15 protein-coding genes and 1 tRNA gene are annotated in these 21,609 nt (G+C 58.9%); 13 read left to right on the top strand and 3 right to left on the bottom strand.

From position 1 onward, the window contains the following. The first annotated feature begins 117 nt into the window (after window positions 1-117). The 4 genes from WA367_RS03410 (at window position 118) to serA (ending at window position 5,075) form a co-directional block, all read left to right on the top strand. On the top strand, window positions 118-960 hold the full coding sequence (locus WA367_RS03410; protein ID WP_442935534.1) for an outer membrane protein: 843 nt from the start codon (window positions 118-120) through the stop codon (window positions 958-960). A 196-nt stretch (window positions 961-1,156) separates the two neighbouring features. Next, window positions 1,157-1,999, top strand: coding sequence for an outer membrane protein (locus WA367_RS03415; RefSeq protein WP_336055382.1), 843 nt, complete (start codon window positions 1,157-1,159; stop codon window positions 1,997-1,999). Between the two features lie 168 nt (window positions 2,000-2,167). Further along, window positions 2,168-3,337: a phosphoserine transaminase gene (locus WA367_RS03420; protein ID WP_336055383.1), complete on the top strand. Its 1,170-nt coding sequence runs from the start codon at window positions 2,168-2,170 to the stop codon at window positions 3,335-3,337. A gap of 142 nt (window positions 3,338-3,479) precedes the next feature. Continuing rightward, window positions 3,480-5,075, top strand: coding sequence for a phosphoglycerate dehydrogenase (serA, locus tag WA367_RS03425; protein ID WP_336055384.1), 1,596 nt, complete (start codon window positions 3,480-3,482; stop codon window positions 5,073-5,075). A 49-nt stretch (window positions 5,076-5,124) separates the two neighbouring features. On the opposite strand, the gene WA367_RS03430 is transcribed toward serA, so the two are convergent. Continuing rightward, on the bottom strand, window positions 5,125-6,051 hold the full coding sequence (locus WA367_RS03430; protein ID WP_336055385.1) for a DMT family transporter: 927 nt from the start codon (window positions 6,049-6,051) through the stop codon (window positions 5,125-5,127). A 196-nt stretch (window positions 6,052-6,247) separates the two neighbouring features. Here WA367_RS03430 and WA367_RS03435 point away from each other — a divergent pair, with 196 nt between their 5' ends. Together WA367_RS03435 and WA367_RS03440 are read left to right on the top strand one after the other, a co-directional pair. Further along, a complete protein-coding gene (locus WA367_RS03435; RefSeq protein WP_336055386.1) occupies window positions 6,248-7,546 on the top strand; it encodes an adenylosuccinate synthase in 1,299 nt (432 codons plus the stop codon). A gap of 108 nt (window positions 7,547-7,654) precedes the next feature. Further along, the gene (locus tag WA367_RS03440) at window positions 7,655-9,298 is read left to right on the top strand and encodes a hypothetical protein (protein WP_336055387.1); all 1,644 of its coding nucleotides are present in this window, start codon (window positions 7,655-7,657) and stop codon (window positions 9,296-9,298) included. 86 nt (window positions 9,299-9,384) lie between these two features. Here WA367_RS03440 and rpoH read toward each other — a convergent pair whose 3' ends face one another. Both rpoH and WA367_RS03450 read right to left on the bottom strand, forming a co-directional pair. Next, window positions 9,385-10,299 carry an RNA polymerase sigma factor RpoH gene (gene rpoH / locus WA367_RS03445; RefSeq protein ID WP_336055388.1) on the bottom strand — a complete coding sequence of 305 codons (915 nt, stop codon included), beginning with the start codon at window positions 10,297-10,299 and terminating at the stop codon, window positions 9,385-9,387. A 182-nt stretch (window positions 10,300-10,481) separates the two neighbouring features. Then, window positions 10,482-11,513 carry an RluA family pseudouridine synthase gene (locus tag WA367_RS03450; RefSeq protein ID WP_336055389.1) on the bottom strand — a complete coding sequence of 344 codons (1,032 nt, stop codon included), beginning with the start codon at window positions 11,511-11,513 and terminating at the stop codon, window positions 10,482-10,484. A 24-nt stretch (window positions 11,514-11,537) separates the two neighbouring features. Here WA367_RS03450 and WA367_RS03455 point away from each other — a divergent pair, with 24 nt between their 5' ends. The 7 genes from WA367_RS03455 to pstA all read left to right on the top strand — a co-directional run bounded on the left by WA367_RS03455 (window position 11,538) and on the right by pstA (window position 21,601). Then, a complete protein-coding gene (locus tag WA367_RS03455) occupies window positions 11,538-11,912 on the top strand; it encodes a fimbrial protein (protein WP_336055390.1) in 375 nt (124 codons plus the stop codon). Window positions 11,913-11,914: 2 nt separating this feature from the next. Further along, window positions 11,915-12,301: a VOC family protein gene (locus tag WA367_RS03460; protein ID WP_336055391.1), complete on the top strand. Its 387-nt coding sequence runs from the start codon at window positions 11,915-11,917 to the stop codon at window positions 12,299-12,301. A gap of 72 nt (window positions 12,302-12,373) precedes the next feature. After that, window positions 12,374-12,449: transfer RNA gene (locus tag WA367_RS03465), tRNA-Glu, on the top strand. Window positions 12,450-12,604: 155 nt separating this feature from the next. After that, the gene (locus WA367_RS03470) at window positions 12,605-17,212 is read left to right on the top strand and encodes a PAS-domain containing protein (RefSeq protein WP_336055392.1); all 4,608 of its coding nucleotides are present in this window, start codon (window positions 12,605-12,607) and stop codon (window positions 17,210-17,212) included. Window positions 17,213-17,473: 261 nt separating this feature from the next. Further along, the gene (locus WA367_RS03475) at window positions 17,474-18,472 is read left to right on the top strand and encodes a PstS family phosphate ABC transporter substrate-binding protein (RefSeq protein WP_336055393.1); all 999 of its coding nucleotides are present in this window, start codon (window positions 17,474-17,476) and stop codon (window positions 18,470-18,472) included. Window positions 18,473-18,630: 158 nt separating this feature from the next. Continuing rightward, complete coding sequence (pstC, locus tag WA367_RS03480; RefSeq protein ID WP_336055394.1) at window positions 18,631-20,019, top strand: phosphate ABC transporter permease subunit PstC; 1,389 nt, start codon at window positions 18,631-18,633, stop codon at window positions 20,017-20,019. After that, the gene (gene pstA, locus WA367_RS03485) at window positions 20,012-21,601 is read left to right on the top strand and encodes a phosphate ABC transporter permease PstA (RefSeq protein WP_336055518.1); all 1,590 of its coding nucleotides are present in this window, start codon (window positions 20,012-20,014) and stop codon (window positions 21,599-21,601) included. The genes pstC and pstA overlap by 8 nt, the downstream gene beginning before the upstream one ends. Window positions 21,602-21,609: the final 8 nt, after the last annotated feature.

Raw genomic sequence — 21,609 nt, forward strand, 5'->3', positions numbered from 1 at the left:
ACGTAGAAAAGGTGCTGGCTGCGGCCTTTCACGGTTAAGTACGACTTAACCTTTTTCCTTCAATCTTAACCATGAGCTTAAGTGAAAATAGGCAGCACCTTGGGTGCCGCCGAGAGGATGGGGTTCATGCTGAAAGCCGTTAAGCATTCTGTTGCCGTAGGGGCGCTGCTCCTCACCACCAGCGCCTTTGCTGCCGATCCGTTCGAGCCGCAGGTTGTCGAGATGCCGCCATACCAGCCGCCGCAGGTGGTGGAGAAACAGGTGTCTACCGGTAACTGGTATCTGCGTGGTGATGCGGGCTATCACTGGTCCGAGCTTCGGGGCATTCATTATTACACCGCACCGCCTATTCAAGCGCAGACCTTCGCCACTCATGAGCTGAAGGGTGCCTTCTCTATCGGTGGTGGTGTTGGCTACAAGATCAACAAGCACTTCCGCACCGATCTGACGGCCGATTATTGGCTCAAGGCCGACTTCACCGGTTCGACCGACAACGGCACGCAGGTTTCCGTCGACACTACCTCCTACAGTGCACTGCTTTTGCTGGCCAACGCCTATGTTGACCTTGGCACTTATGCCGGCATTACGCCGTATGTTGGTGCGGGTATCGGTGGTGCCTATGTGAAGTGGGATGATCTGGCGAACACGATTGGCACCACGACGACCTATCACGAAGGCAATGCCGAATGGCGCTTTGCCTGGGCGCTGATGGCAGGTGCTTCCTATTGCGTAACCGACAGCCTCGAGCTTGATGCGGGCTATCGCTACGCAAACATCTCCGGTGGCCAGATGTTCGGCATCGCACAGGGCGCAGGCCCAGGTTATGACGAGGGCATGCATGTCCACGAGGCGCGCGCGGGTATCCGTTACGCTCTTGGCGGCCAAGGAAGCGCAAACTGCGTGAAGCCACAGGTGGTCTCCTATGAGCCGCCAAGCTTTGATCCGCCCGTCTACAAGTAATCTCCAGCTCAGGCAGTGAGTGGAAGAACCGTCCGGAGGAAACTCCGGGCGGTTTTTCTTTGATGCTCGCCTCGCGTCAAAAACAGCCTCAAGACTTCGTTAGCCTTAACCGCGGCTTAACCACCATGGTTAACAATGGTGAAGACAGCGGCGGGGGGCACCATAGGCTCCGTCGCAATTTGCGGAGTGAAATCAGATGCGCCAGCTTTTCAAAGCCACCTTGCCGGTGGTTCTTCTCGGCGCAGCAAGCGCCCCTCATGCCCTTGCTGCGGATTATGATCCGCCTCTCGTTATCGAAGAGGTGCCGCAGTACAGACCAGTGGAGATCGGTTCCGGTTGGTATCTGCGTGGCGATATCGGCTACGCCGTGGAAACGCGCTCGGGCGGCAATCCGACCTATCGTACCTTTGACGGCACGAACTATTACGACAACGAGTTCGCTTCAGGCGAATTTGGTGACGATTTCAGCTTTGGCGCCGGCTTTGGCCATCACTTCAATGATATGTTCCGTGGCGACCTGACGCTGGAACGAATGGAAACCAACTTCTTTGGGACAACGACATCTGCAAGCCCATGTCCTGCTGGTGGTGCGGGCACGACTTGCCGGTCGGAGGACGGGGCTGAATTCGAGGCTTATTCGGTTCTGGCGAATGCCTATATTGACCTTGGCACGGTGATCGGTATCACGCCATATCTCGGCGCAGGTCTTGGCTACACCTATGTGAGCTGGGATGAGTTGAATAACACGACCTATTGCGTCGAGGGCACGGGAAGCTGCGCGGGCTTCGTGAACACTTCGACCACGCATGATGGCGAACGCGACTGGCGGCTTACTTATGCCCTCATGGCAGGCGTTTCCTATGACATGACCAAACGCACAAAGCTGGATCTTGGCTATCGTTACATGCATGTCGATGGCGGCAACATGTTCAAGTGGGATGCTGGCAGTGCTGCTGCCGGTGCCTCCGGTGTTCAGGGTGAGGACAATGGCTTTTCCAAGCATGAGCTTCGGGTCGGCCTGCGGTTCGATCTCTGGTAAGCCGATCTCAAAACAGAATTGCGATGACGGGCGCTTTCGGCGCCCGTTTTTCGTTTTGGTAGGTGATGTGTCGTCAAACCGCTTGACGCGGCGTGTGCTAGGCCCTATCCCCGTCCGTGGGCCACCCCTCCCCACCGAGGGGCGTGCTATCTGAGAGGATAGAATATCATGAGCACACTCCCCATGCCGGACAAGCGTCCGGAAAATCCCCGTTTTTCTTCTGGTCCCTGCGCGAAGCGTCCCGGTTGGTCGCTCGATGCGCTTTCCGATGCCCCGCTCGGTCGCTCGCACCGCGCCAAGATTGGCAAGGAAAAGCTGGCACGCGCCATTCAGTTGACGCGCGAAGTGCTGCAGGTTCCCGATGACTATCGCATCGGCATCGTTCCCGCCTCCGATACAGGCGCCGTCGAAATGGCCCTCTGGTCGCTTCTGGGCGAGCGCGGTGTCGACATGGTCGCTTGGGAAAGCTTCGGCTCCGGCTGGGTGACCGATGTCGTCAAGCAGCTCAAGCTTGATGATGTACGTCGCATCGAGGCTGATTACGGCAAGCTGCCGGATCTCTCTACCATCGATTTCTCCCGCGATGTCGTGTTCACCTGGAACGGCACCACCTCCGGTGTTCGGGTGCCTAACGGTGATTTCATTCCCGCGGACCGCGAAGGCCTGACCATCTGCGATGCCACCTCCGCGGCTTTCGCGCAGCGCCTCGCATTCGACAAGCTCGATGTGGTTACCTTCTCCTGGCAGAAGGTGCTTGGGGGCGAGGCCGCACATGGCGTGCTGATCCTCAGCCCGCGCGCGGTTGAGCGGCTGGAAAACTACACGCCTGCCTGGCCGCTTCCGAAGATCTTCCGTCTCACCAAGGGCGGCAAGCTGATCGAAGGCATCTTCAAGGGCGAGACGATCAATACGCCCTCCATGCTGTGCGTTGAGGACTATATCGATGCGCTTGAATGGGCGCAGCGCGAAGGCGGGCTTGATGGCCTGATCAAGCGGGCGGATGCCAATTTCGCCGTCATTGACCGTTTCGTCGAAAGCCATGGCTGGATTGCACATCTGGCGGAAGATCCGGCCACGCGTTCCAACACTTCCGTCTGTCTGACCATCGTCGACCCCGAGATCGAGGCGCTTCCCGCTGACGAGAAAGCCGCCTTCGCCAAGGGGATGGTCTCGCTTCTGGACAAGCAGGATGTCGCCTATGACATCGGCGCCTATCGCGACGCACCTTCGGGGCTTCGCATCTGGGCCGGTGCCACGGTCGAGACTTCCGATCTGGAAGCGCTGATGCCCTGGCTCGACTGGGCGTTCCAGACGCAGAAGGCCGCGCTCAAGGCCTGAAGGTCCTGAGCATCAGAGAATTCATGCAGCGCTGATTTGATATCCTGCCCCTGACACGAAACACGGGGCAGGGCAGGGGCATCCGTTTCCGCTCCCGGCGCTCATTCAGATACCCAATTTGTCATAGCGAAGGACTGACGCCATGCCACGCGTACTCGTATCCGACAAGCTGTCGCCCACCGCCGTCGAAATCTTCAAGCAGCGCGGCGTCGAGGTCGACTACCAGCCCGATCTCGGCAAGGACAAGGAAAAGCTGCTTTCCGTCATCGACCAGTATGATGGTCTTGCAATCCGCTCTGCCACCAAGGCAACCGAGAAGCTGATCAATGCAGCGACCAATCTGAAGGTCATCGGTCGCGCCGGCATCGGTGTCGACAATGTCGACATTCCGGCGGCTTCGCGCCGCGGTATCATCGTGATGAACACGCCATTCGGTAATTCTATCACGACCGCAGAACACGCCATTGCCATGCTGTTTGCGACCGCACGACAGATCCCCGAAGCCAATGCTTCCACCCATGCTGGCAAGTGGGAAAAGAACCGCTTCATGGGCGTAGAGATCACCGGCAAGACGCTGGGTCTCATCGGCTGTGGCAATATCGGTTCGGTGGTCGCGATGCGCGCCATCGGCCTGAAGATGCATGTAGCCGCTTTCGATCCGTTCCTTTCGGAAGAGCGTGCGGCAGAACTGGGCGTGGAAAAGGTCGAACTGGACGAACTCTTCGCCAAGGCCGATTTCATCACGCTGCACACGCCACTTACCGACAAGACGCGTGGCATCATCGATGCCGAGGCGATCTCGAAGATGAAGGACGGCGTGCGCATTATCAATTGTGCACGCGGCGGTCTGGTCGTGGAGGCGGATCTTGTCGAGGCGCTGAAGTCCGGCAAGGTTGCCGGTGCCGGTATAGACGTGTTCGAGCAGGAGCCTGCGACCGAAAACCCGCTCTTCAACATGCCCAATGTCGTCTGCACGCCGCATCTGGGCGCCTCGACGTCGGAAGCACAGGAGAATGTGGCAATCCAGGTGGCCGAGCAGATGTCGGATTATCTGGTGAAGGGTGCTGTCACCAACGCGATCAACATGCCGTCGATTTCGGCCGAGGAAGCGCCACGCCTGAAACCGTTCATCAAGCTGGCCGAAGTGCTTGGCGCATTTGTCGGCCAGGTCACCGATGAAGCCATCGACGAGGTTGAAGTGCTTTTCGACGGTGCGACTTCCGAGATGAACACCAAGGCCCTCATTTCGGCGACGCTTGCTGGCCTCATCCGCCCGCAGGTCGCGGATGTGAACATGGTCTCCGCACCGATCATGGCGAAGGAGCGCGGCGTAATTCTTTCCGAGGTCAAGCGCGACAAGTCCGGCGTGTTTGACGGCTATATCAAGCTGACAGTCAAAACGCCGAAGAAGACGCGCACGGTTGCGGGCACGGTCTTCTCCGACGGCAAGCCGCGCTTCATCCAGATCAAGGGTATCAATCTTGATGCCGAAGTGGGCGAGCACATGCTCTACACGACCAACCACGACACGCCGGGCTTCATCGGCATGCTGGGCTCTGTCTGCGGAAAGCACGGCGTGAATATCGCCAACTTCCAGCTTGGTCGCAACAAGCCGGGTGGTGACGCGATCGCGCTGCTTTACCTCGATGCGCCGTTCCCGCCGGAGGTTCTGAAAGAACTGGTGGCGCAGGAGCAGGTGATTTCGGCCAAGCCGCTGCGTTTCGATATCGGCGCCTGATCGATCTCAAACGTCATGTTCCAGGCCCCGGCAGCAATGCCGGGGTTTTTCATTTGCCGTCGAGGGAGGCGCGCACACTGGGTGTTCTCTGCGAGGCCTTTCGGCCTGAATATTCCGCAAGGCCGATGCCGAGGAACACCAGAACAAGTGCTGCAGCATGATAGAGCTGAAAGTTCTCGCCCAGAATCACTACCGACAGCAGAGTGCCGAAGATCGGCACCAGATTGATGAAGAGCCCGGCTCTGTTGGGACCGATCAGCTCGTTGCCCCGGATATAGAAAACCTGCGAGATAATGGACGGGAACAGCACGGTGTAGACGCCGATGGCCCAGCCCTTGGCATCGGGAGCAATGAAACGCTCACTTGCAATTTCCCAGGCAAGAAACGGTAGTGACGAGACAAAGGCGGCACCGGCGAGAACGGTGATCGTGCTTTGCCAGTGGATCGCAGGCTTGTAGCGCAGAAACACGGTGTAAAGCGCATAAACGAGCACGCCGATCAGCATGATGAAATCGCCGATATTCACGTCAAGCTGCGCGAGACGCGCCAGATTGCCGTGGCTGGCCGTCAGCGAGACGCCCAGAAGCGACAGCAGGAAGCCTGCGATCTGAAGCCATGTCACGCGCGTGCGGAAGATGAGGAAGTTCAGCACGATCACCAGCATCGGGATTGCCGCCTGCTCAATCGCGGCATTGATCGCCGCGGTATGGATCAGCGCCATGTAGAGCGCGGCGTTGAAGAAGGTGAAGCCAACCGTGCCAAGCAGAAACAGCGTCACGGCATGTTTGCGGATGACCGGCAGATCCTGTTTCACCCGCGGCCATGCGAAGGGTAGCAGGATCAGGACTGCCAGGATCCAGCGCAGCGATGTCAGCGCGAAGGGGGAAATGTGCCCGACGGCCAGCTTGCCGGCCACGGCATTGCCACCCCAGAACAGGGTGGTCAGCAGCAGAAGCGGATAGGCAGCATTCGCCATGGCAATACTCGTTCTCTCAACATTCGGAGCGTGAGGTACACCACAATGGCGAGTAACCAAACAGGTTAGTTCGCGAAATATGCGTGAGAATCCTCATCTCGTGCAAAGAAGGGTCGCAAGTGCTGCCTTCAGAGGATATAGAGCGGGGGCTTTGAGAAATACCGCCCGCGTGAAGGGCATCGAAGAGGACGCAAGCATGGCGAATGTAGTGGTCGTCGGTTCCCAGTGGGGCGACGAGGGTAAAGGCAAGATCGTCGATTGGCTGAGCGAACGCGCCGATGTGGTCGCGCGCTTCCAGGGTGGGCACAATGCGGGCCATACGCTGGTTATCGATGGTGTGAGCTACAAGCTGTCGCTGCTGCCCTCCGGTGTCGTGCGCAAGGGCAAGCTGTCGGTCATCGGCAACGGCGTCGTTTTCGATCCGCATGCATTCGTGGCAGAGACCGCCCGCTTGAAGGAGCAGGGCGTCGACATTTCGCCCGACAATCTCAAGATCGCCGAGAACACGTCGCTTATCCTGTCACTGCATCGGGAACTCGACGGCTTCCGCGAGGATGCTGCTTCAAACAGCGGCACGAAGATCGGCACGACACGCCGCGGCATTGGTCCGGCCTATGAGGACAAGGTTGGCCGCCGTGCAATACGCGCGCTTGATCTGGCCAATCTGGAGACCCTTCCGCGCAAGGTTGACCGTCTGCTGACGCACCATAATGCGCTTCGTCGCGGTCTCGGTCATCCGGAAGTCACCCATGATGCGATCATGGAAGAGCTGAGCTCGGTAGCGGGTCAGATCCTTCCCTATGTCGACCGCGTCTCGAAGATCCTGGACGATGCGCGCCGGGCCGGTCAGCGCATCCTGTTTGAAGGTGCGCAGGGCACGATGCTCGATATCGACCACGGCACCTATCCCTTCGTTACATCATCCAACACGGTAGCCGGTCAGGCGGCCACGGGTACGGGCATCGGTCCCGGCGGTGTGGGCTATGTGCTGGGCATTACCAAGGCCTACACGACCCGCGTTGGCGAGGGTCCGTTCCCGACTGAGCAGGACAACGAGATCGGCAATTTTCTGGGCACGCAGGGCCATGAATTCGGCACAGTAACGGGCCGCAAGCGCCGTTGCGGCTGGTTCGATGCGGTTCTGGTGCGCCAGGCAGTCATCGCCAATGGCATGCACGGCATCGCCTTGACCAAGCTTGATGTTCTGGACGGCCTTGACGAAATCAAGGTTTGCACGGGCTACAAGCTGGATGGCGAGGTGATCGACTATCTGCCTGCAAGCCAGGGTGCGCAGGCGCGGCTTGAGCCGATTTACGAGACGCTGGAAGGTTGGAAAGACACGACCAAGGGCGCACGCAGCTGGAATGATCTGCCGGCGCAGGCGGTCAAATATGTCCGTCACATTGAAGAACTGATCGGTGCACCGGTGGCGATACTTTCCACCAGCCCCGAGCGGGAAGACGCGATACTTGTGACTGACCCGTTTCAAGACTAGTCTAACGCCGATTTCGGATGTGCAAACATGCGTTTGGTGGGGCTTGAGCCGCCCCGTTGGTGGTGAAAACCCTGACGGGGTGCGCAGGCAGGAGCGGAATTTTTAAGCATGGCGGATTTTACTGCAGTCTTGCGGAAGACAATTGGCGGGTTGAAGGAAAACACGCCGGAAATGCGCGAGAAGGTCTATCAGAAGGCCCGTGCAACGATTGACGCAAAGCTTGCCGCCGTTACACCTCCGCCCCCCGCAGCGGTGGTCGAGCGGCAGAAGGCGCTGCTGGAAGACGCCATCGCCAGTGTGGAAGCAGAATTCTCTGCTCCACCCGCACCGCCTGAGCCGCAGCCGGACCATCTGGATGACGTGCTGGCAGAGCTCAACAGGCCGGGCACCACGGTTGAGCCCGTGACGCCTGCCGTGCCGGAAGAGGAAGCGCGCTCTCCATCGGAGCCTGAGCATCACTCTTCCCGCGACGAAATCCAGCCGGTTTCTCCAGATCCGGTGACTGCAGACATGTCGGAGCGCTCCGACACTCCTGCCTTTCCCGAAGACGACCGCGAACCGGTATCCGTCATTCCTGTTGAAGCGCGGCACATGGAAGAGCCAGGCGATGTGCCTGACAGGCCTGCGCCGGACAGCGGGGCCGCCGTTGCAGAAAGCGACGGATATGCACCTAAAGGCGATGAGCCGCGCGATGGTGCTTACGAGACTTATGAAGACGAACCTCGCCGGCGAAAAGGCATTGGCGGGGTGGGCCTCATCCTGATCTTCCTTGCACTGCTGGGCGCTGTCGGCTTTGGCCTTTGGCAGTTCCGGGATGATGTTTCGCAGCTTGCAGGCTTTGATAATTTTGATGCGCTTGTGGCGCGGATTGACCCCGCACAGCCAGCCGATGGTGGCGGTTCACAACCAGCAGAAGAGGCCGAAACCACGGAAGAGGCGGAACAGGTTGCAGCTCCGGCCGAGCCGGAAGAGGCTGCAGGCGAAGAAACCGTCGAGGAACCGGAAGCCAACAAGTTCACCCAGCGCCTTCTCCCAAATGGTGAAGAGGTGGATGAGGGGTCTGCAGGCGGCGAGCCCGGTCTTGGCGAAGGCACTTCCGTTGCGCAGGCCACACCGGGTTCGGCAGAGGGCGGCGAAACCGCGGAGGGCGCGACATCGGGCGAGGCAGCAGGTGCCCAGTCGCAGCAGGCCCTGCCTGTTGGCCAGCGGGCAATCTTCTACGAGGAAAGCACCACGTCTGCACAAGGGTCCGCTTCCAGCGGCAATGTCGTATGGTCGGTCGTCCAGGAATCGCCGGGGGCTGACCAGCCACCCGAACCGGCAATACGAGCCGATGCTACGATCCCCGAGAAACAGATCCAGCTGAAGATGACGATCCGCCGAAATGCGGACGATTCCCTGCCTGCCAGCCATATCGTAGAGCTGATTTTCCTGACGCCTGACGGCTTTGGTGGCGGCGGTGTGGAGAGTGTGCAGCGCATTGCGATGAAGCGTTCCGAGCAGGACACCGGCAACCCGCTTCTCGGCATACCGGCCAAGATCGCCGATGGCTTCTTCCTTGTAGCCTTGAGTGACAGCCAGGCCGACGAAGAGATGAACCTGACGGTCATGCGCAGGCAGGACTGGATCGATATTCCGATTGCCTACAAATCCGGTCGCCGCGCGCTCTTTACCATGGAAAAGGGAGCGCCGGGGGCGAGGGTGTTCAACGAAGTCATTGCCGGTTGGGAGCGCGCCGCCGAGGGTGGTTGAGGTTCCCCAAGTGACTGCTGAATCAGAAAGGCCCGGTGGAGTTCAAACCACCGGGCCTTTTTTCTTTGAGTCAGATCAGGCGTGGATTACATCGCGCCGGCTTCCGCAGCGCCAGGCAAGGCGGCGCGTGCCTGCTCGCGCGCAGATGCCTGCACAGCTTCCTGAACCTTCTCGAATGCACGCACCTCGATCTGGCGTACACGCTCGCGGCTGATGTCGAATTCGCCGGAGAGTTCCTCGAGTGTCAGCGGTTCTTCCGAGAGACGGCGCGCCATGAAGATGCGTTTTTCTCGGTCATTGAGAACATCCATCGCATCTTCCAACATGCGCCGGCGCGATTCTAGTTCATCCTGCTCGACCAGCATGTCTTCCTGACTTTCGTGGTCATCCACGAGCCAGTCCTGCCATTCGCCGGACTCGCCTTCGGTTGCGCGGATGGGGGCGTTCAGCGATGCATCGCCGGAAAGGCGGCGGTTCATCGAGATCACCTCTTCCTCGCTCACATTGAGCCGGGTGGCGATTTCCTTGATCTGCTCGGGCTTCAGGTCACCTTCATCCAGAGCCTGGATCTTGCCCTTCACCTTGCGCAGGTTGAAAAACAGACGCTTCTGGTTCGCAGTCGTGCCCATCTTCACAAGGCTCCACGAACGCAGGATATATTCCTGGATGGACGCCTTGATCCACCACATCGCATAGGTCGCGAGGCGGAATCCGCGCTCGGGCTCGAATTTCTTCACAGCCTGCATCAGGCCGACATTGCCTTCGGAGATGACCTCTCCAATTGGCAGGCCATAGCCGCGATAACCCATGGCGATTTTTGCCACGAGACGCAGATGGCTTGTCACAAGCCTGTGGGCGGCATTCGTGTCACCATGCTCGTGATAACGCTTGGCGAGCATGTATTCTTCTTCGGGCTGCAGCATCGGGAAACGACGAATCTCTTCGAGATATCGTGTCAGGCCGCCTTCGCCCGATACAATGCTTGGTAAAGTCTGGGCCATGGAGCACCCTCCTGATCGATAGCAGCTCCCTCACTAGAGGCGAGCCATTGCTGTGGCCGCTTAAACGCACCACTCCCCTAGCATATATAGGAACAAATTCCGAAAGCCAAAAGCATACCGGAACGCTCAACAAAGCGTTACCGCAGTGTTGACGATGATACTATGCTCGCCTCGGTCTTGCTTCACAAACTGGCAAATTGTCTCATAAGTTCCGCCATATCCGGCGGAATCGGAGCCTCGAAGCGCATGACCTCTTCGCTCAGAGGGTGCCGGAACGCCAGCAGGCGGGCATGGAGCGCCTGCCTGGAAAAGGCATTCACGGCATTGGCCACCGGCTCTTCAAGACGATTTGCCTTCGTTCGGAAGGCGCGTCCATAAGCCGGATCGCCGATCAGCGGATGGCCCAGATGGGCCATGTGCACACGTATCTGATGGGTGCGGCCCGTTTCCAGCCGGCACTCCACCAATGAGGCCAATGCTTCGCCCGAACTGTCGAGACCGAAGGTTTCGAGAACGCGATAGTGAGTGATCGCCTCCCGCGCGTCTGGCTGATGCTGTGACACCACTGCACGCAGGGTGCGATCGCTGGAGGAGCGGCCGAGATAGGTTTTGATCGTGCCGACCTTGCGGGGAAGCTTGCCCCAGACAAGTGCGACATAGGCGCGTTCGAGATCGCCCTGCCGCCCGTGGTCGGCGAAAGCTTCTGCAAGGGCACGATGTGCCGTATCGGTCTTGGCAACGACCATGACACCGCTCGTCTCCCGGTCGAGACGGTGGACAATTCCCGGGCGGCGCACGCCGCCGATGCCCGATAGCGTATCACCGCAATGGTGGATCAGGGCGTTGACGAGCGTCCCTGTCCAGTTGCCGGGTCCTGGATGCACGACCAGCCCGGCTGGCTTGTCGATCACGATGAGCGCCTCATCCTCGTGGAGGATGTGCAAGGGAATGTTCTCCGGCATGGGCTCAGGTGCCTCGGGCTCCGGCAGCTTCAACTCATATACCTCACCAGCGCCGACCTTGCGCTTAGGCTCGGTGGCCACCTCGCCCGCCGTCAGCACCGCGCCTTGCTTGATGAGTGTCTGAAGCCGGCTTCTGGACAATTCCGGAGCGAGTTTTGCTGCGAGCCACTGGTCGAGGCGCTGCCCCGCCTCTTCAGGCGCAACAAGCAATGCTTTCAATTCGTGGTCTGCTTCGTTATCAGGACCGCTCATACAGTCTTTCCGTGAGTGTTATTCATGACTGCCCAGGACCCGATCGAGGATCGTGAGGAAGAAGAACCGCTGGACCCGGCGGTGGAACGGGTGAGGCGCAAGCTCATCCGCTTCATGGCCATCAATCTGGGCATTCTCTTTGCCGCGGTTATGGCTGTGGTGCTCGCCTTTGTCTACAAGTCGCTGACTATGGAAGGCGGTGAGCCTTCCGCCAGCATCGCATCACCAAGCGAAGGTACCCTGCCGTTGCCAGCCGGAAGCCGGGTTATATCTCATGCCATCGAGGGGCAGAGAGTGTCTGTCATCGTCGAGAGCCAGGATGGCGCACGCGAGATCATCATCTATGACCTGGAGCAACTGGGCGTGGTCGGGCGGATTGCGCTGACCGAGTCGCGATAAGCATGGGGAGCCGGAAGCTCGCACTGGTGACGCTGGTGGTGGACGACTATCAGATCGCCGCGGACTGGTATTGCGATAAGCTCGGCTTCCATTTGAAGGCTGACACCGATCTTGGCGGAGAGAAGCGTTGGGTGGTAGTCGGGCCTGAGCAGGGTGCCGACCTTCTTCTCGCGCGGGCATCCGGCACGGAGCAGGAGAAGGCAGTGGGCAGCCAGACCGGCGGGCGCGTCGGTTTCTTTCTTCACACCGACAAATTTGAGCGGGACTTTGCTGCGATGCGCGAGAAGGGCGTGGTTTTTCTGGAAGAGCCTCGCAGCGAGCCCTATGGCACGGTGGCGGTGTTCGAGGACCTCTACGGAAACAAGTGGGACCTGATCGAGCCGCGCTGAAGAAAGTTTGCTGGCGTCGCTTTTCTTCTGTTGCAATCCGCAGCAATCAGACCTATATCGCGACCGTCTGCTGCTCCCATCGTCTAGCGGTCTAGGACGCCGCCCTCTCACGGCGGAAACAGGGGTTCGAGTCCCCTTGGGAGTACCAGTTTTCCTTTCAGTATCATTGGATTATGGCATTCTCGGTCATTGCGTAAATCGCGATGGACTTTGCCGCTTTGAGATTTTGTTATCCTTAGTAGATCGTTAAGCCTTGATTGCGATTGTGGCCCCATGGGGGAAGAATCTAACGGGGCAGGCTTCTTGGAAGCGCATGATGAAACACAGGTTCTGGACGATGTTCCGAACCGGAAAGTCCTATTCAGCAGCGGGGACGTCGAGCAGGAGGAATGTCCGTTCGACGTCGAGGTTCAGTCTGCGCTTATCTCGCTTGAAGCGGATTGGTTTTGGGAGACTGATGCAAATCTGCGCCTGATACGGCTCACGGACGGGTTCCGGCGTGCAACCAAGGTTGACCCTCTAACGCTTATTGGCAAGGCGCGGCTCGATATGCTGCGCGGTGCCGGCAATAATGGCGAGGCTGATCGGGCGCACTGGGTGCGCGTGAATGACAGGCTGCCCTTTCACAATCACATTTTCGAGCTGCATCGACCGGGGCGCGACCCGATCTGGATTGCCGTGAGCGGCATTCCCCAGTTCGATGAAGCAGGCACATTTACCGGATACCGCGGCCTCGGTCATCGTGCCGACAATGCTTTTCGCATCGCGCGTGAGCTTGCCGAAGCCAACCAACACATCTCGCTTCGCGAAAGCCATCAGCGGGCACTTCGCGACAAATTGAGCGGAGAAGGGCATTTCGAGCGCCTGCTTGCTGGCCTTGACGTCACCCGCGAGGCCTTCTCCTGTTTCGATGAGGAGGACCGGCTGGTACTCTACAATCAGGCCATGGTGAAGATGTATCCCGGCCTCGAACATGTCATACGGCCAGGTGTCAGCATCGAAGTGCTTCTGGATGCGGTTCTTGAGCGCAAGCTGTGGGTCATTGACGGAGACAGTGAAGACTTCAAACGTCACTTCATAGAAGAGCGGCGCAATCCCGGCGAGCGGGAAAACATCATTGCGTTCACCGATGGTCGCTATGTTCTCCATCGCGAGATGCGGATGGAAGATGGCGGAACCGTCTGTATCTGCACCGACATTACTGAACTGAAACGTCATGAAGTGGCGCTGGAAAAGGCGCGGCAGGAAGCCGAAGCCGCTCGCAGCCGTCTGCAATCGGCTATTGACGCGCTTGATGACGGCTTTGTGCTCTGGGACAGCGACGACCGGCTCGTTGCGTGCAATGAAGCTTTCCGGAACGGTCTCGGTCGGTCCGAAATATTGCAGCCGGGCGTCCCGCTGGACGACGTGCTGGCGGAGCTGAATCGTACCGGCGTGCTCGGTGACAGCAAACTGCTGCACGAACATGCCGGCAACAAGAAGGAAGAACTTGGCCAGAATATAATCTTCGAGCTTCCTGACGGACGATACATGCTGCGTCGCGATCAGCTCACGGAGCAGGGGGATCGCGTTGGCATCCGCAGCGATATTACCGATCGCATGCGCCGCGAAGAAGAACTGGCACGCGCCAAGGAAGAAGCAGAACTCGCCTTCTCCGATCTCAGACGAAGCATCGACAGTCTGCGCATGGGCGTGATCGTGATGGAGTCCGACATGACGGCATCCATCGTCAATCGCACCTATCGCGAATTGTGGGGCTACGGCGACGACGAACAGCTGTCCGGCAAACATGCCGGGGAGCTGATGGAGCGCTCGCGCGCCAGAGGTCTCTACGATCCTGTCGAATCGGCTGCGTGGGAAAGTTATAAGGCGCAGCGCCTGGAAGAGATCCGGGTTGGCGAGATGGCACCACGGGAAGTGACTCGTCCGGATGGCCGCACAATGCTTTTTGCCATCACCCGGCTTTCACGTGGTCGCCGGATGCTCACCTATTACGAGATTACCAATCTCAAGAGACGGGAGGCCGATCTCGCCGCGGTTCTGGAGCAATCCAAACTTGCGCAGGCCGTGCTTGATGAGCTGCCCAACCCAATCTTTGTGAAAGACGAAGAACTGAATTTCGTGCTCGCAAACAAGGCGTTCGCGAATATTCATGGGCTGGAGCCTGCCGCGATTGTTGGCAGGCAAGCTAGGGAAGTGGTCGGTGCAGAGAATGCCGAGCTTTTTGAAGAAAGCGAACGGAACGTTCTTGAAACCGGAGAAGAATACCGGGTCGAAGAGGACTTCGAGGAAACCGGTATGGGCCAGACACGTATCGTGCGCAAGAACCGCATCAGCGCGCTGTCGGGCAAGCAGTATCTGGCGTGTACGATCTTCGATGTCAGCGATCTGAAGCGCCGTGAGCGCGATGCCGAGGAAGCACGCAGACAGTTGGCGCATGTCATCAATACGCTACCGGCTGGCGTTGTCATCTACGATCGTGATGACCGGTTCGTGCTGGCAAATGACGTGATCCATCAGGCTTTGCCGGGTCTTGTGCCTGCGTTGGAGGCGGGACGACCGCTGCGAGATGCCATTGTTGCCGCACATGATAATGGCTATTTCCGCAACAGCGGTGACCCGGAGATAGATGCGATCTACGATACGGATCGCGAGACCTGGATCGAGCGCTATTGCGAACTCTTCAAATCCAGGCGCCGTGTCTATGAGCGTAGGCATCCTGATGGCCGCTGGTACAAGGTTTTCGACACGCGCACGGATGACGGCACCTTTGTCGGCGTGCGGGTTGATATTACCGAGATCAGGGAGCGCGAAGAACAACTCCGCGTTTCGATGCGCGAGAACGAGATTTTCCGCAATCTGGTGGATAATGTCCCGGTCGCAATCTATGCGAAGAAGGACGATCTGCGCCTGGCCTATGTCAATCGTGGCTGGACGTATCTGACTGGCGTGGATGCCGAGGACGCCGTTGGAAAGACGGATATCGAGATATTCGGTGAATCGGGCGTCGCATTTACTGACAGCGATAAATATGTGCTTGAAACCGGTGAGCGCCAGGAGATTGAGGAGCAGCGGCTGGATCGGCTTGGTCAGCTTCACTACCAGATCGCGCGTAAGGATATCCTCGAAGCTTCAGATGGTTCGGTTTATCTGATTGGCTCGACCACGGATGTCACCGAAATGAAGCGGCGCGAGGAAGAGCTGCGCGAGGCGCAGGAGAAAGCCGTTGCCGCTGATCAGGCGAAATCGGAATTCCTGGCGAATATGAGCCATGAAATTCGCACGCCAATGAACGGCGTGTTGGGAATGGCCGAGCTTCTGGTGAAAACCGAGCTCAACTCGAAGCAGAAGACTTTCGCCGAGATCATCCTGAAGTCTGGCAATGCTCTGCTGAACATCATCAACGACATCCTCGACTTCTCGAAGATCGATGCCGGGCAGTTGACGCTCGATCCACAACCCTTCAACCTCGCCGAAGCTGTTGAGGATGTAGCCACGCTTTTCTCCTCCAGAGCCAAGGAGAAGGACCTGGAGCTGATCGTGCGCGTGGCGCCAGCGCTGCCCGAAGCAGTGGTGGGTGATATCGGACGCTTCCGTCAGATCATTACCAATCTCGTAGGCAATGCGGTGAAATTCACCGAGAGCGGTCACGTGCTGATCGATATCAATGGCCGCGCCGAGAATGGCAATGTATTGCTTGAGGCGCGTATCGAAGACACCGGCATTGGTATTCCGCCGGACAAGCTTGACCTTGTGTTCGAGAAGTTCAGTCAGGTCGATGCTTCTTCCACGAGACGCCATGAGGGTACGGGACTTGGTCTTGCCATCACTTCCCGCCTTGTGGCGCTGATGGATGGCGAAATCGGTGTCAGCAGCACCGAGGGTGAGGGCTCCACGTTCTGGTTCACGCTGCAGCTTCCCATGGCGCAAGGCAGCGCGAAGCCAAACATCGCACCCAGCGATGTGTCAGGGGCGCGGGTGCTTGTCGTCGACGATAATGAGACGAACAGGACCATTCTGGCCGAGCAAATGGCGCATTGGGGCTTTGATGCTTGTGCAGCAAGCAGTGGTGATGAGGGGCTGGCGGTCCTTAAGGCTGCCGCAGAGCTTGGCGTGAAGGTCGACTGCGTCATCCTCGACTATCAGATGCCCGGCATGACCGGAGGTGAAGTTGCCCGCCTGATCAGGGATGATGCAAGCATTGCAGACACTCCGATCATTCTTTTAACTTCGGTCGACCAATCGCCTTCACTTGGTATGGCGAATGACTTGGCCATTGACACGCAGCTCATAAAGCCCGCGCGCGGCAGCAGCCTGTTGCGTGCACTCGTGTCGGCTATCCAGCGTGCGCGCTATTCTTCAGGCGAGACGGAATGCGCGCAGCAGGCCCCGACTATTGCCGAACAGGTGCAGGAGGACCTGCCTGAAGCGGGCGAGAAGGCGCAGACACCTGACGTTACGGACAAGGTGGCGAGGGCTGACGAGCCGACCCGGGAACAGGCGGTCTATGGAGCAGACATCCTTGTCGCCGAAGACAATGAAGTGAATCAGCTCGTCTTCACCCAAATTCTGGGAGAGAGTGGCCTGAGCTTTGAAATCGTCAACAACGGACGCGAGGCACTTGAGGCTTTCCAGAAGCTCAATCCGCGGATCATCCTCATGGATGTGTCCATGCCCGAGCTGAACGGACTTGAGGCAACGAAAGCGATCCGTCAGACCGGACCTGCCGGACAGGAAGTACCGATCATCGGTGTTACGGCACACGCCCTGAAGGGGGATCGGGAGAAATGTCTGGAGGCAGGCATGGACGATTATCTTTCCAAGCCCATCAGCCCCAAAGCCCTGATCGAGAAGATTAATCGTTGGTCTCGTGAAGAGGTTCAGGACGAGCGCCGGGCGCGGCAGGGATAGGACCGCGCCTGGGTAGCGGGAATCTCGTAAAAAGCTAATCCGCAATCTGGTGGAACCTAATCCGGTCTGGCAGGTTCGCCTATTGCGGAGAGGTGTTTGGCCCCGCGGATCGGTGTTACGCGATCAAGCTGTTGCTTATTGAACAGTATCTTAATCGCGATGACACGGAACTGTCATGCAACTGTTACAAAGGGGCTTTAAGCGACTCCCCGTCGCCACTTTGTGGTGGCTATGACGAATTCCGAACAGGGAGTAGCCCTAATGCAGAAGTTCATCCTGATGACGTCGGCAGCAGCAGTCGCTGTTGCGATGTCCGCCGGTACCGCAGCCGCACGCGACCAGATCCGCATCGTCGGTTCTTCGACCGTTTTCCCGTTCACCACTGCTGTTGCCGAGCGTCTCGGCCAGAGCGGTCAGTTCCAGACGCCGGTCGTCGAGTCCACCGGCACGGGTGGCGGTATGAAGCTCTTCTGCGGCGGCGTCGGCGAGAGCCATCCCGACTTCACCAATGCTTCGCGCCCGATCAAGGACGGCGAGCTTGAAGAGTGCAAGGCCAATGGCGTGACGCCGATCGAAATCAAGGTCGGCTTTGACGGCATCGTGCTTTCCAACTCCAAGGGCGGCGAGCAGGTTGACCTGACCAAGGAACAGATCTTTGCAGCTCTGGCCAAAAATGTTGTTGTTGACGGCGAAGTTGTCGCCAACCCGCACACCAACTGGTCCGACATCGACGAAGGCCTGCCGAACACCAAGATTGAGGTGCTTGGCCCGCCCCCGACCTCCGGTACGCGCGACGCTTTCGTTGAGCTGGTCATGGAAGAGGCTTGCCCGGAAGCCATCGAAGAAGCTGATGGCTGCACCGAAATCCGTGAAGACGGCGCCTTCGTTGAAGCTGGCGAGAACGACAACCTGATCGTTCAGAAGCTTGAAGCCAATGCTGATGCGTTCGGCATCTTCGGCTTTTCCTTCCTCGATCAGAACGCCGACAAGCTGCAGGGCGCTTCGATCGGTGGCGTTGAGCCGACCTTCGACAACATCGCTTCCGGCGACTATGGCGTTTCCCGCTCGCTCTTCATCTACGCCAAGAAGGAGCATGTAGGTGCTATTCCCGGCATGGAAGAGTTCATCAAGGAGTACACCTCCGAGGAAGCTTGGGGCCCTGAAGGCTACCTGGCTGACAAGGGTCTGATCCCGCTTCCGGATGACGAGCGCACCGCCCAGCGTGACAACGCTGTTGCTCTGAAGGGCATGGGCTCTTAAGCCGTTCCTCCCAAGGAACTTTCCCGCCGGCTTCCATAGCCGGCGGGTTTTCAGACTGCCCCGGGACAGGATAATAGAAGGTGCGGCCCTAGGGCTCGGCACTTCTTCTCGGATGCGCCGCAAATGACTGGCGTGTGTTGCAAACAGGCGGGACCGGTATGATCACCTATGTAGTCATCGCGCTCATTGTGCTGTTTTTCGCGGCTTTTTACACGGGTCGCTCCCGTGCGATGACGGTAGGTGGTGGACGTGCCGCCAATCTTCATTCTCTTCCCAGCCAGCATGGTCTGTTTGTTGCCCTGATGGCGGCGGGGCCTGCGCTTCTACTGCTTTTCCCTTGGAGCCTGGCCACACCCTCGATCGAGGCATCGATCGTTGAATCGCGTTTTGCAGATCACCTTGCGACGCTGAACCTGCCCGAAAAGCAGGCTTTCATTCGTGATGCCCGCGCCACCGCTTTTGGTGGCATTGCCGGTTTCCCCAACGAGATGAAAGACGCCGCTGCGGAGGTCTTCAAGAGCGCCCATGCGACGAGCCAGTGGGTCGCTGCGGTGCTTGCACTTGCGCTGGCCGCTGCCGGGTTCTTCCTGGCGCACAGGCTCATCTCTCCACGCTTTCGTGCGCGCCACAAGGTCGAGCGCATCATCCGCGTCTTTCTCATCCTGGCTTCCGTGGTCGCCATCCTCACCACGCTCGGCATCGTGCTTTCGCTAATCTTTGAAAGCCTGCGCTTCTTTCAGCAGGTGCCGATCTACAAGTTCCTCTTCGGTACGCATTGGAGCCCGCAGAGTGCCTTCACTGGCGCTGGCCAGGAGGCAGGTGCGGTCAATGAAGACATCTTCGGTGCCATTCCGCTTTTTGTGGGTACGCTGCTCATCACGCTGATTGCGATGATCGTCGCCGCTCCCGTGGGACTTATGTCGGCAATCTATCTTTCCGACTATGCATCTAAGCGCGTGCGCTCCATTGCCAAGCCGGTTCTGGAAATCCTCGCCGGTATTCCGACCGTGGTCTATGGCTTTTTCGCTGCGCTGACGGTCGCGCCCTTCTTCCGCCGCATGGGCGAGGGCGTCGGGCTGGATGTCGCCTCCGAATCCGCCCTCGCAGCGGGTGTCGTGATGGGCATCATGATCATCCCATTTGTCTCGTCTCTCTCTGACGACGTCATCAACGCCGTGCCCCAGTCGCTGCGCGATGGATCGGCGGGTCTTGGCGCGACAAAGTCCGAGACGATCCGCAAGGTTGTGCTTCCTGCCGCGTTGCCCGGCATTGTTTCGGCCATGCTGCTGGCGGTGTCGCGTGCCATTGGCGAGACCATGATCGTGGTCATGGCCGCAGGTCTTGCGGCAAATCTCACCGCGAACCCGCTTGAGGCGGTGACGACGGTGACGGTGCAGATCGTGACCCTGCTTGTCGGGGACCAGGAATTCGACAGCGCCAAGACGCTGGCTGCCTTCGCACTCGGCCTCATGCTGTTCTGTGTCACCCTTGTGTTGAACATTATCGCCCTCCGGGTCGTGAAGAAGTATCGTGAGCAATATGACTGATACGACACCCACCGAAGCGGGCTCGACCAGCCTGCACACCAACGACGCGGCCAAGGCCCGGCTGAAGGCGCGTTACGCGGCCGAGCGGCGGTTCAAGTGGATGGGCGCGGGTGCCGTCGCACTCTCCGGCCTGTTTCTGGTGATCCTGCTTTCGACCATCGTGACGCAGGCCCTTCCGGCCTTCCGGATGAACTATGTCACTCTTCCGCTCAACCTGTCGGCGGAACAGGTGGACATGGACGAGCTGAGCTCCACCAATTTCTCCGGTATCGTGAATGACGCGATCCTGAGCCAGTTCCCATCGGTTGAGGGGCGCCAGGAACGGCGCGCTCTGCGTGGACTGGTCTCGACCGGTGCACCGACGCTTCTGCGCAAAGCATTGGAAAGCGGTGCTGTCGAGCCGGGTGATACGCGTCAGGTGGCGCTGCCGCTCGACGATTTCTCAGACCTTTACCTGAAGGGGCTTGTGGCCAAGGAAGGGCGCCGGGAAGCGCTTGCCAGTGCGCCGGAGGTTGCGACCGCGGATGGCGAAGCCACGCTGTCATTCTCTGACGATGTCGTGGTGGAGATTGCCCGACAAGCCGGTGCGACCGAGGATGAAGGTGTGCTGCGCCTGACCTCGGGTGCCTCGTCTGTTCTGCTTGAAGCCGAGGGGCAGATCATCAAGCTGCAGGAAGTGCAACCGACAGACGGTGGTGCGACTGCGACCGGCCTGGTGCTGCTTGCGGATGCGCCGCAGGCTGCAGGTGAAGCTGCAATCCGGATCGTTGATACGCCGGAGGCACAGCGCAAATTCACCGATCGCGAGATCGTATGGGTGGATGCATTGAAGGCGCAGGGCCTGACAGAGAACCGCTGGAACGAAATCTTCCTCTTCTCCGGGGCAAGCCGCGAACCTGAAATGGCGGGCATCTGGGGTGCGGTGGTTGGTTCCGCACTTACCATGTTGGTAACACTTGCGCTTGCCTTCCCCATCGGTGTGGCTGCAGCGATCTATCTTGAGGAATTCGCGCCGAAGAACCGGCTGACGGCCATCATCGAGGTGAACATCAACAACCTCGCCGCCGTGCCGTCCATCGTGTTCGGTCTCCTGGGCCTGGCCGTGTTCATCAACTGGTTTTCCTTTCCGCGTTCGGCACCCGTTGCCGGTGGTTTCGTGCTGGCCTTGATGACATTGCCGACCATCATCATTGCATCACGTGCTGCATTGCGCGCCGTGCCTCCGTCCATTCGCGAGGCTGCACTCGGCATTGGTGCATCAAAGGTGCAGACCGTCTTTCACCACGTCCTGCCACTGGCAATGCCCGGGATTCTCACCGGTACCATCATCGGCATGGCGCAGGCGCTGGGCGAGACCGCACCGCTTCTCATGATCGGCATGGTAGCCTTCATCGTGGACGTACCGGGCGGATTTACCTCGCCGGCTACCGTCCTGCCGGTACAGATCTTCATGTGGGCGGATTTTCCGGAGCCTGCATTCCAACAGAAAACTTCTGCGGCTATCCTTATTCTTCTGGGCTTCCTGGTCCTGATGAATGCAATAGCCGTGATCCTGCGCAAGCGCTTCGAGCGTCGCTGGTAGGTGGAGCC

It is taken from the genome of Nitratireductor sp. CH_MIT9313-5 (genome assembly GCF_037029545.1).
GTDB lineage: Bacteria > Pseudomonadota > Alphaproteobacteria > Rhizobiales > Rhizobiaceae > Chelativorans.

Coding starts and splice junctions, on each gene's coding strand:
- WA367_RS03410 (WP_442935534.1), top strand. CDS start 118: ATGGGGTTCATGCTGAAAGCCGTTAAGCATTCTGTTGCCGTAGGGGCG.
- WA367_RS03415 (WP_336055382.1), top strand. CDS start 1,157: ATGCGCCAGCTTTTCAAAGCCACCTTGCCGGTGGTTCTTCTCGGCGCA.
- WA367_RS03420 (WP_336055383.1), top strand. CDS start 2,168: ATGAGCACACTCCCCATGCCGGACAAGCGTCCGGAAAATCCCCGTTTT.
- serA (WP_336055384.1), top strand. CDS start 3,480: ATGCCACGCGTACTCGTATCCGACAAGCTGTCGCCCACCGCCGTCGAA.
- WA367_RS03430 (WP_336055385.1), bottom strand. CDS start 6,051: ATGGCGAATGCTGCCTATCCGCTTCTGCTGCTGACCACCCTGTTCTGG.
- WA367_RS03435 (WP_336055386.1), top strand. CDS start 6,248: ATGGCGAATGTAGTGGTCGTCGGTTCCCAGTGGGGCGACGAGGGTAAA.
- WA367_RS03440 (WP_336055387.1), top strand. CDS start 7,655: ATGGCGGATTTTACTGCAGTCTTGCGGAAGACAATTGGCGGGTTGAAG.
- rpoH (WP_336055388.1), bottom strand. CDS start 10,299: ATGGCCCAGACTTTACCAAGCATTGTATCGGGCGAAGGCGGCCTGACA.
- WA367_RS03450 (WP_336055389.1), bottom strand. CDS start 11,513: ATGAGCGGTCCTGATAACGAAGCAGACCACGAATTGAAAGCATTGCTT.
- WA367_RS03455 (WP_336055390.1), top strand. CDS start 11,538: ATGACTGCCCAGGACCCGATCGAGGATCGTGAGGAAGAAGAACCGCTG.
- WA367_RS03460 (WP_336055391.1), top strand. CDS start 11,915: ATGGGGAGCCGGAAGCTCGCACTGGTGACGCTGGTGGTGGACGACTAT.
- WA367_RS03475 (WP_336055393.1), top strand. CDS start 17,474: ATGCAGAAGTTCATCCTGATGACGTCGGCAGCAGCAGTCGCTGTTGCG.
- pstC (WP_336055394.1), top strand. CDS start 18,631: ATGATCACCTATGTAGTCATCGCGCTCATTGTGCTGTTTTTCGCGGCT.
- pstA (WP_336055518.1), top strand. CDS start 20,012: ATGACTGATACGACACCCACCGAAGCGGGCTCGACCAGCCTGCACACC.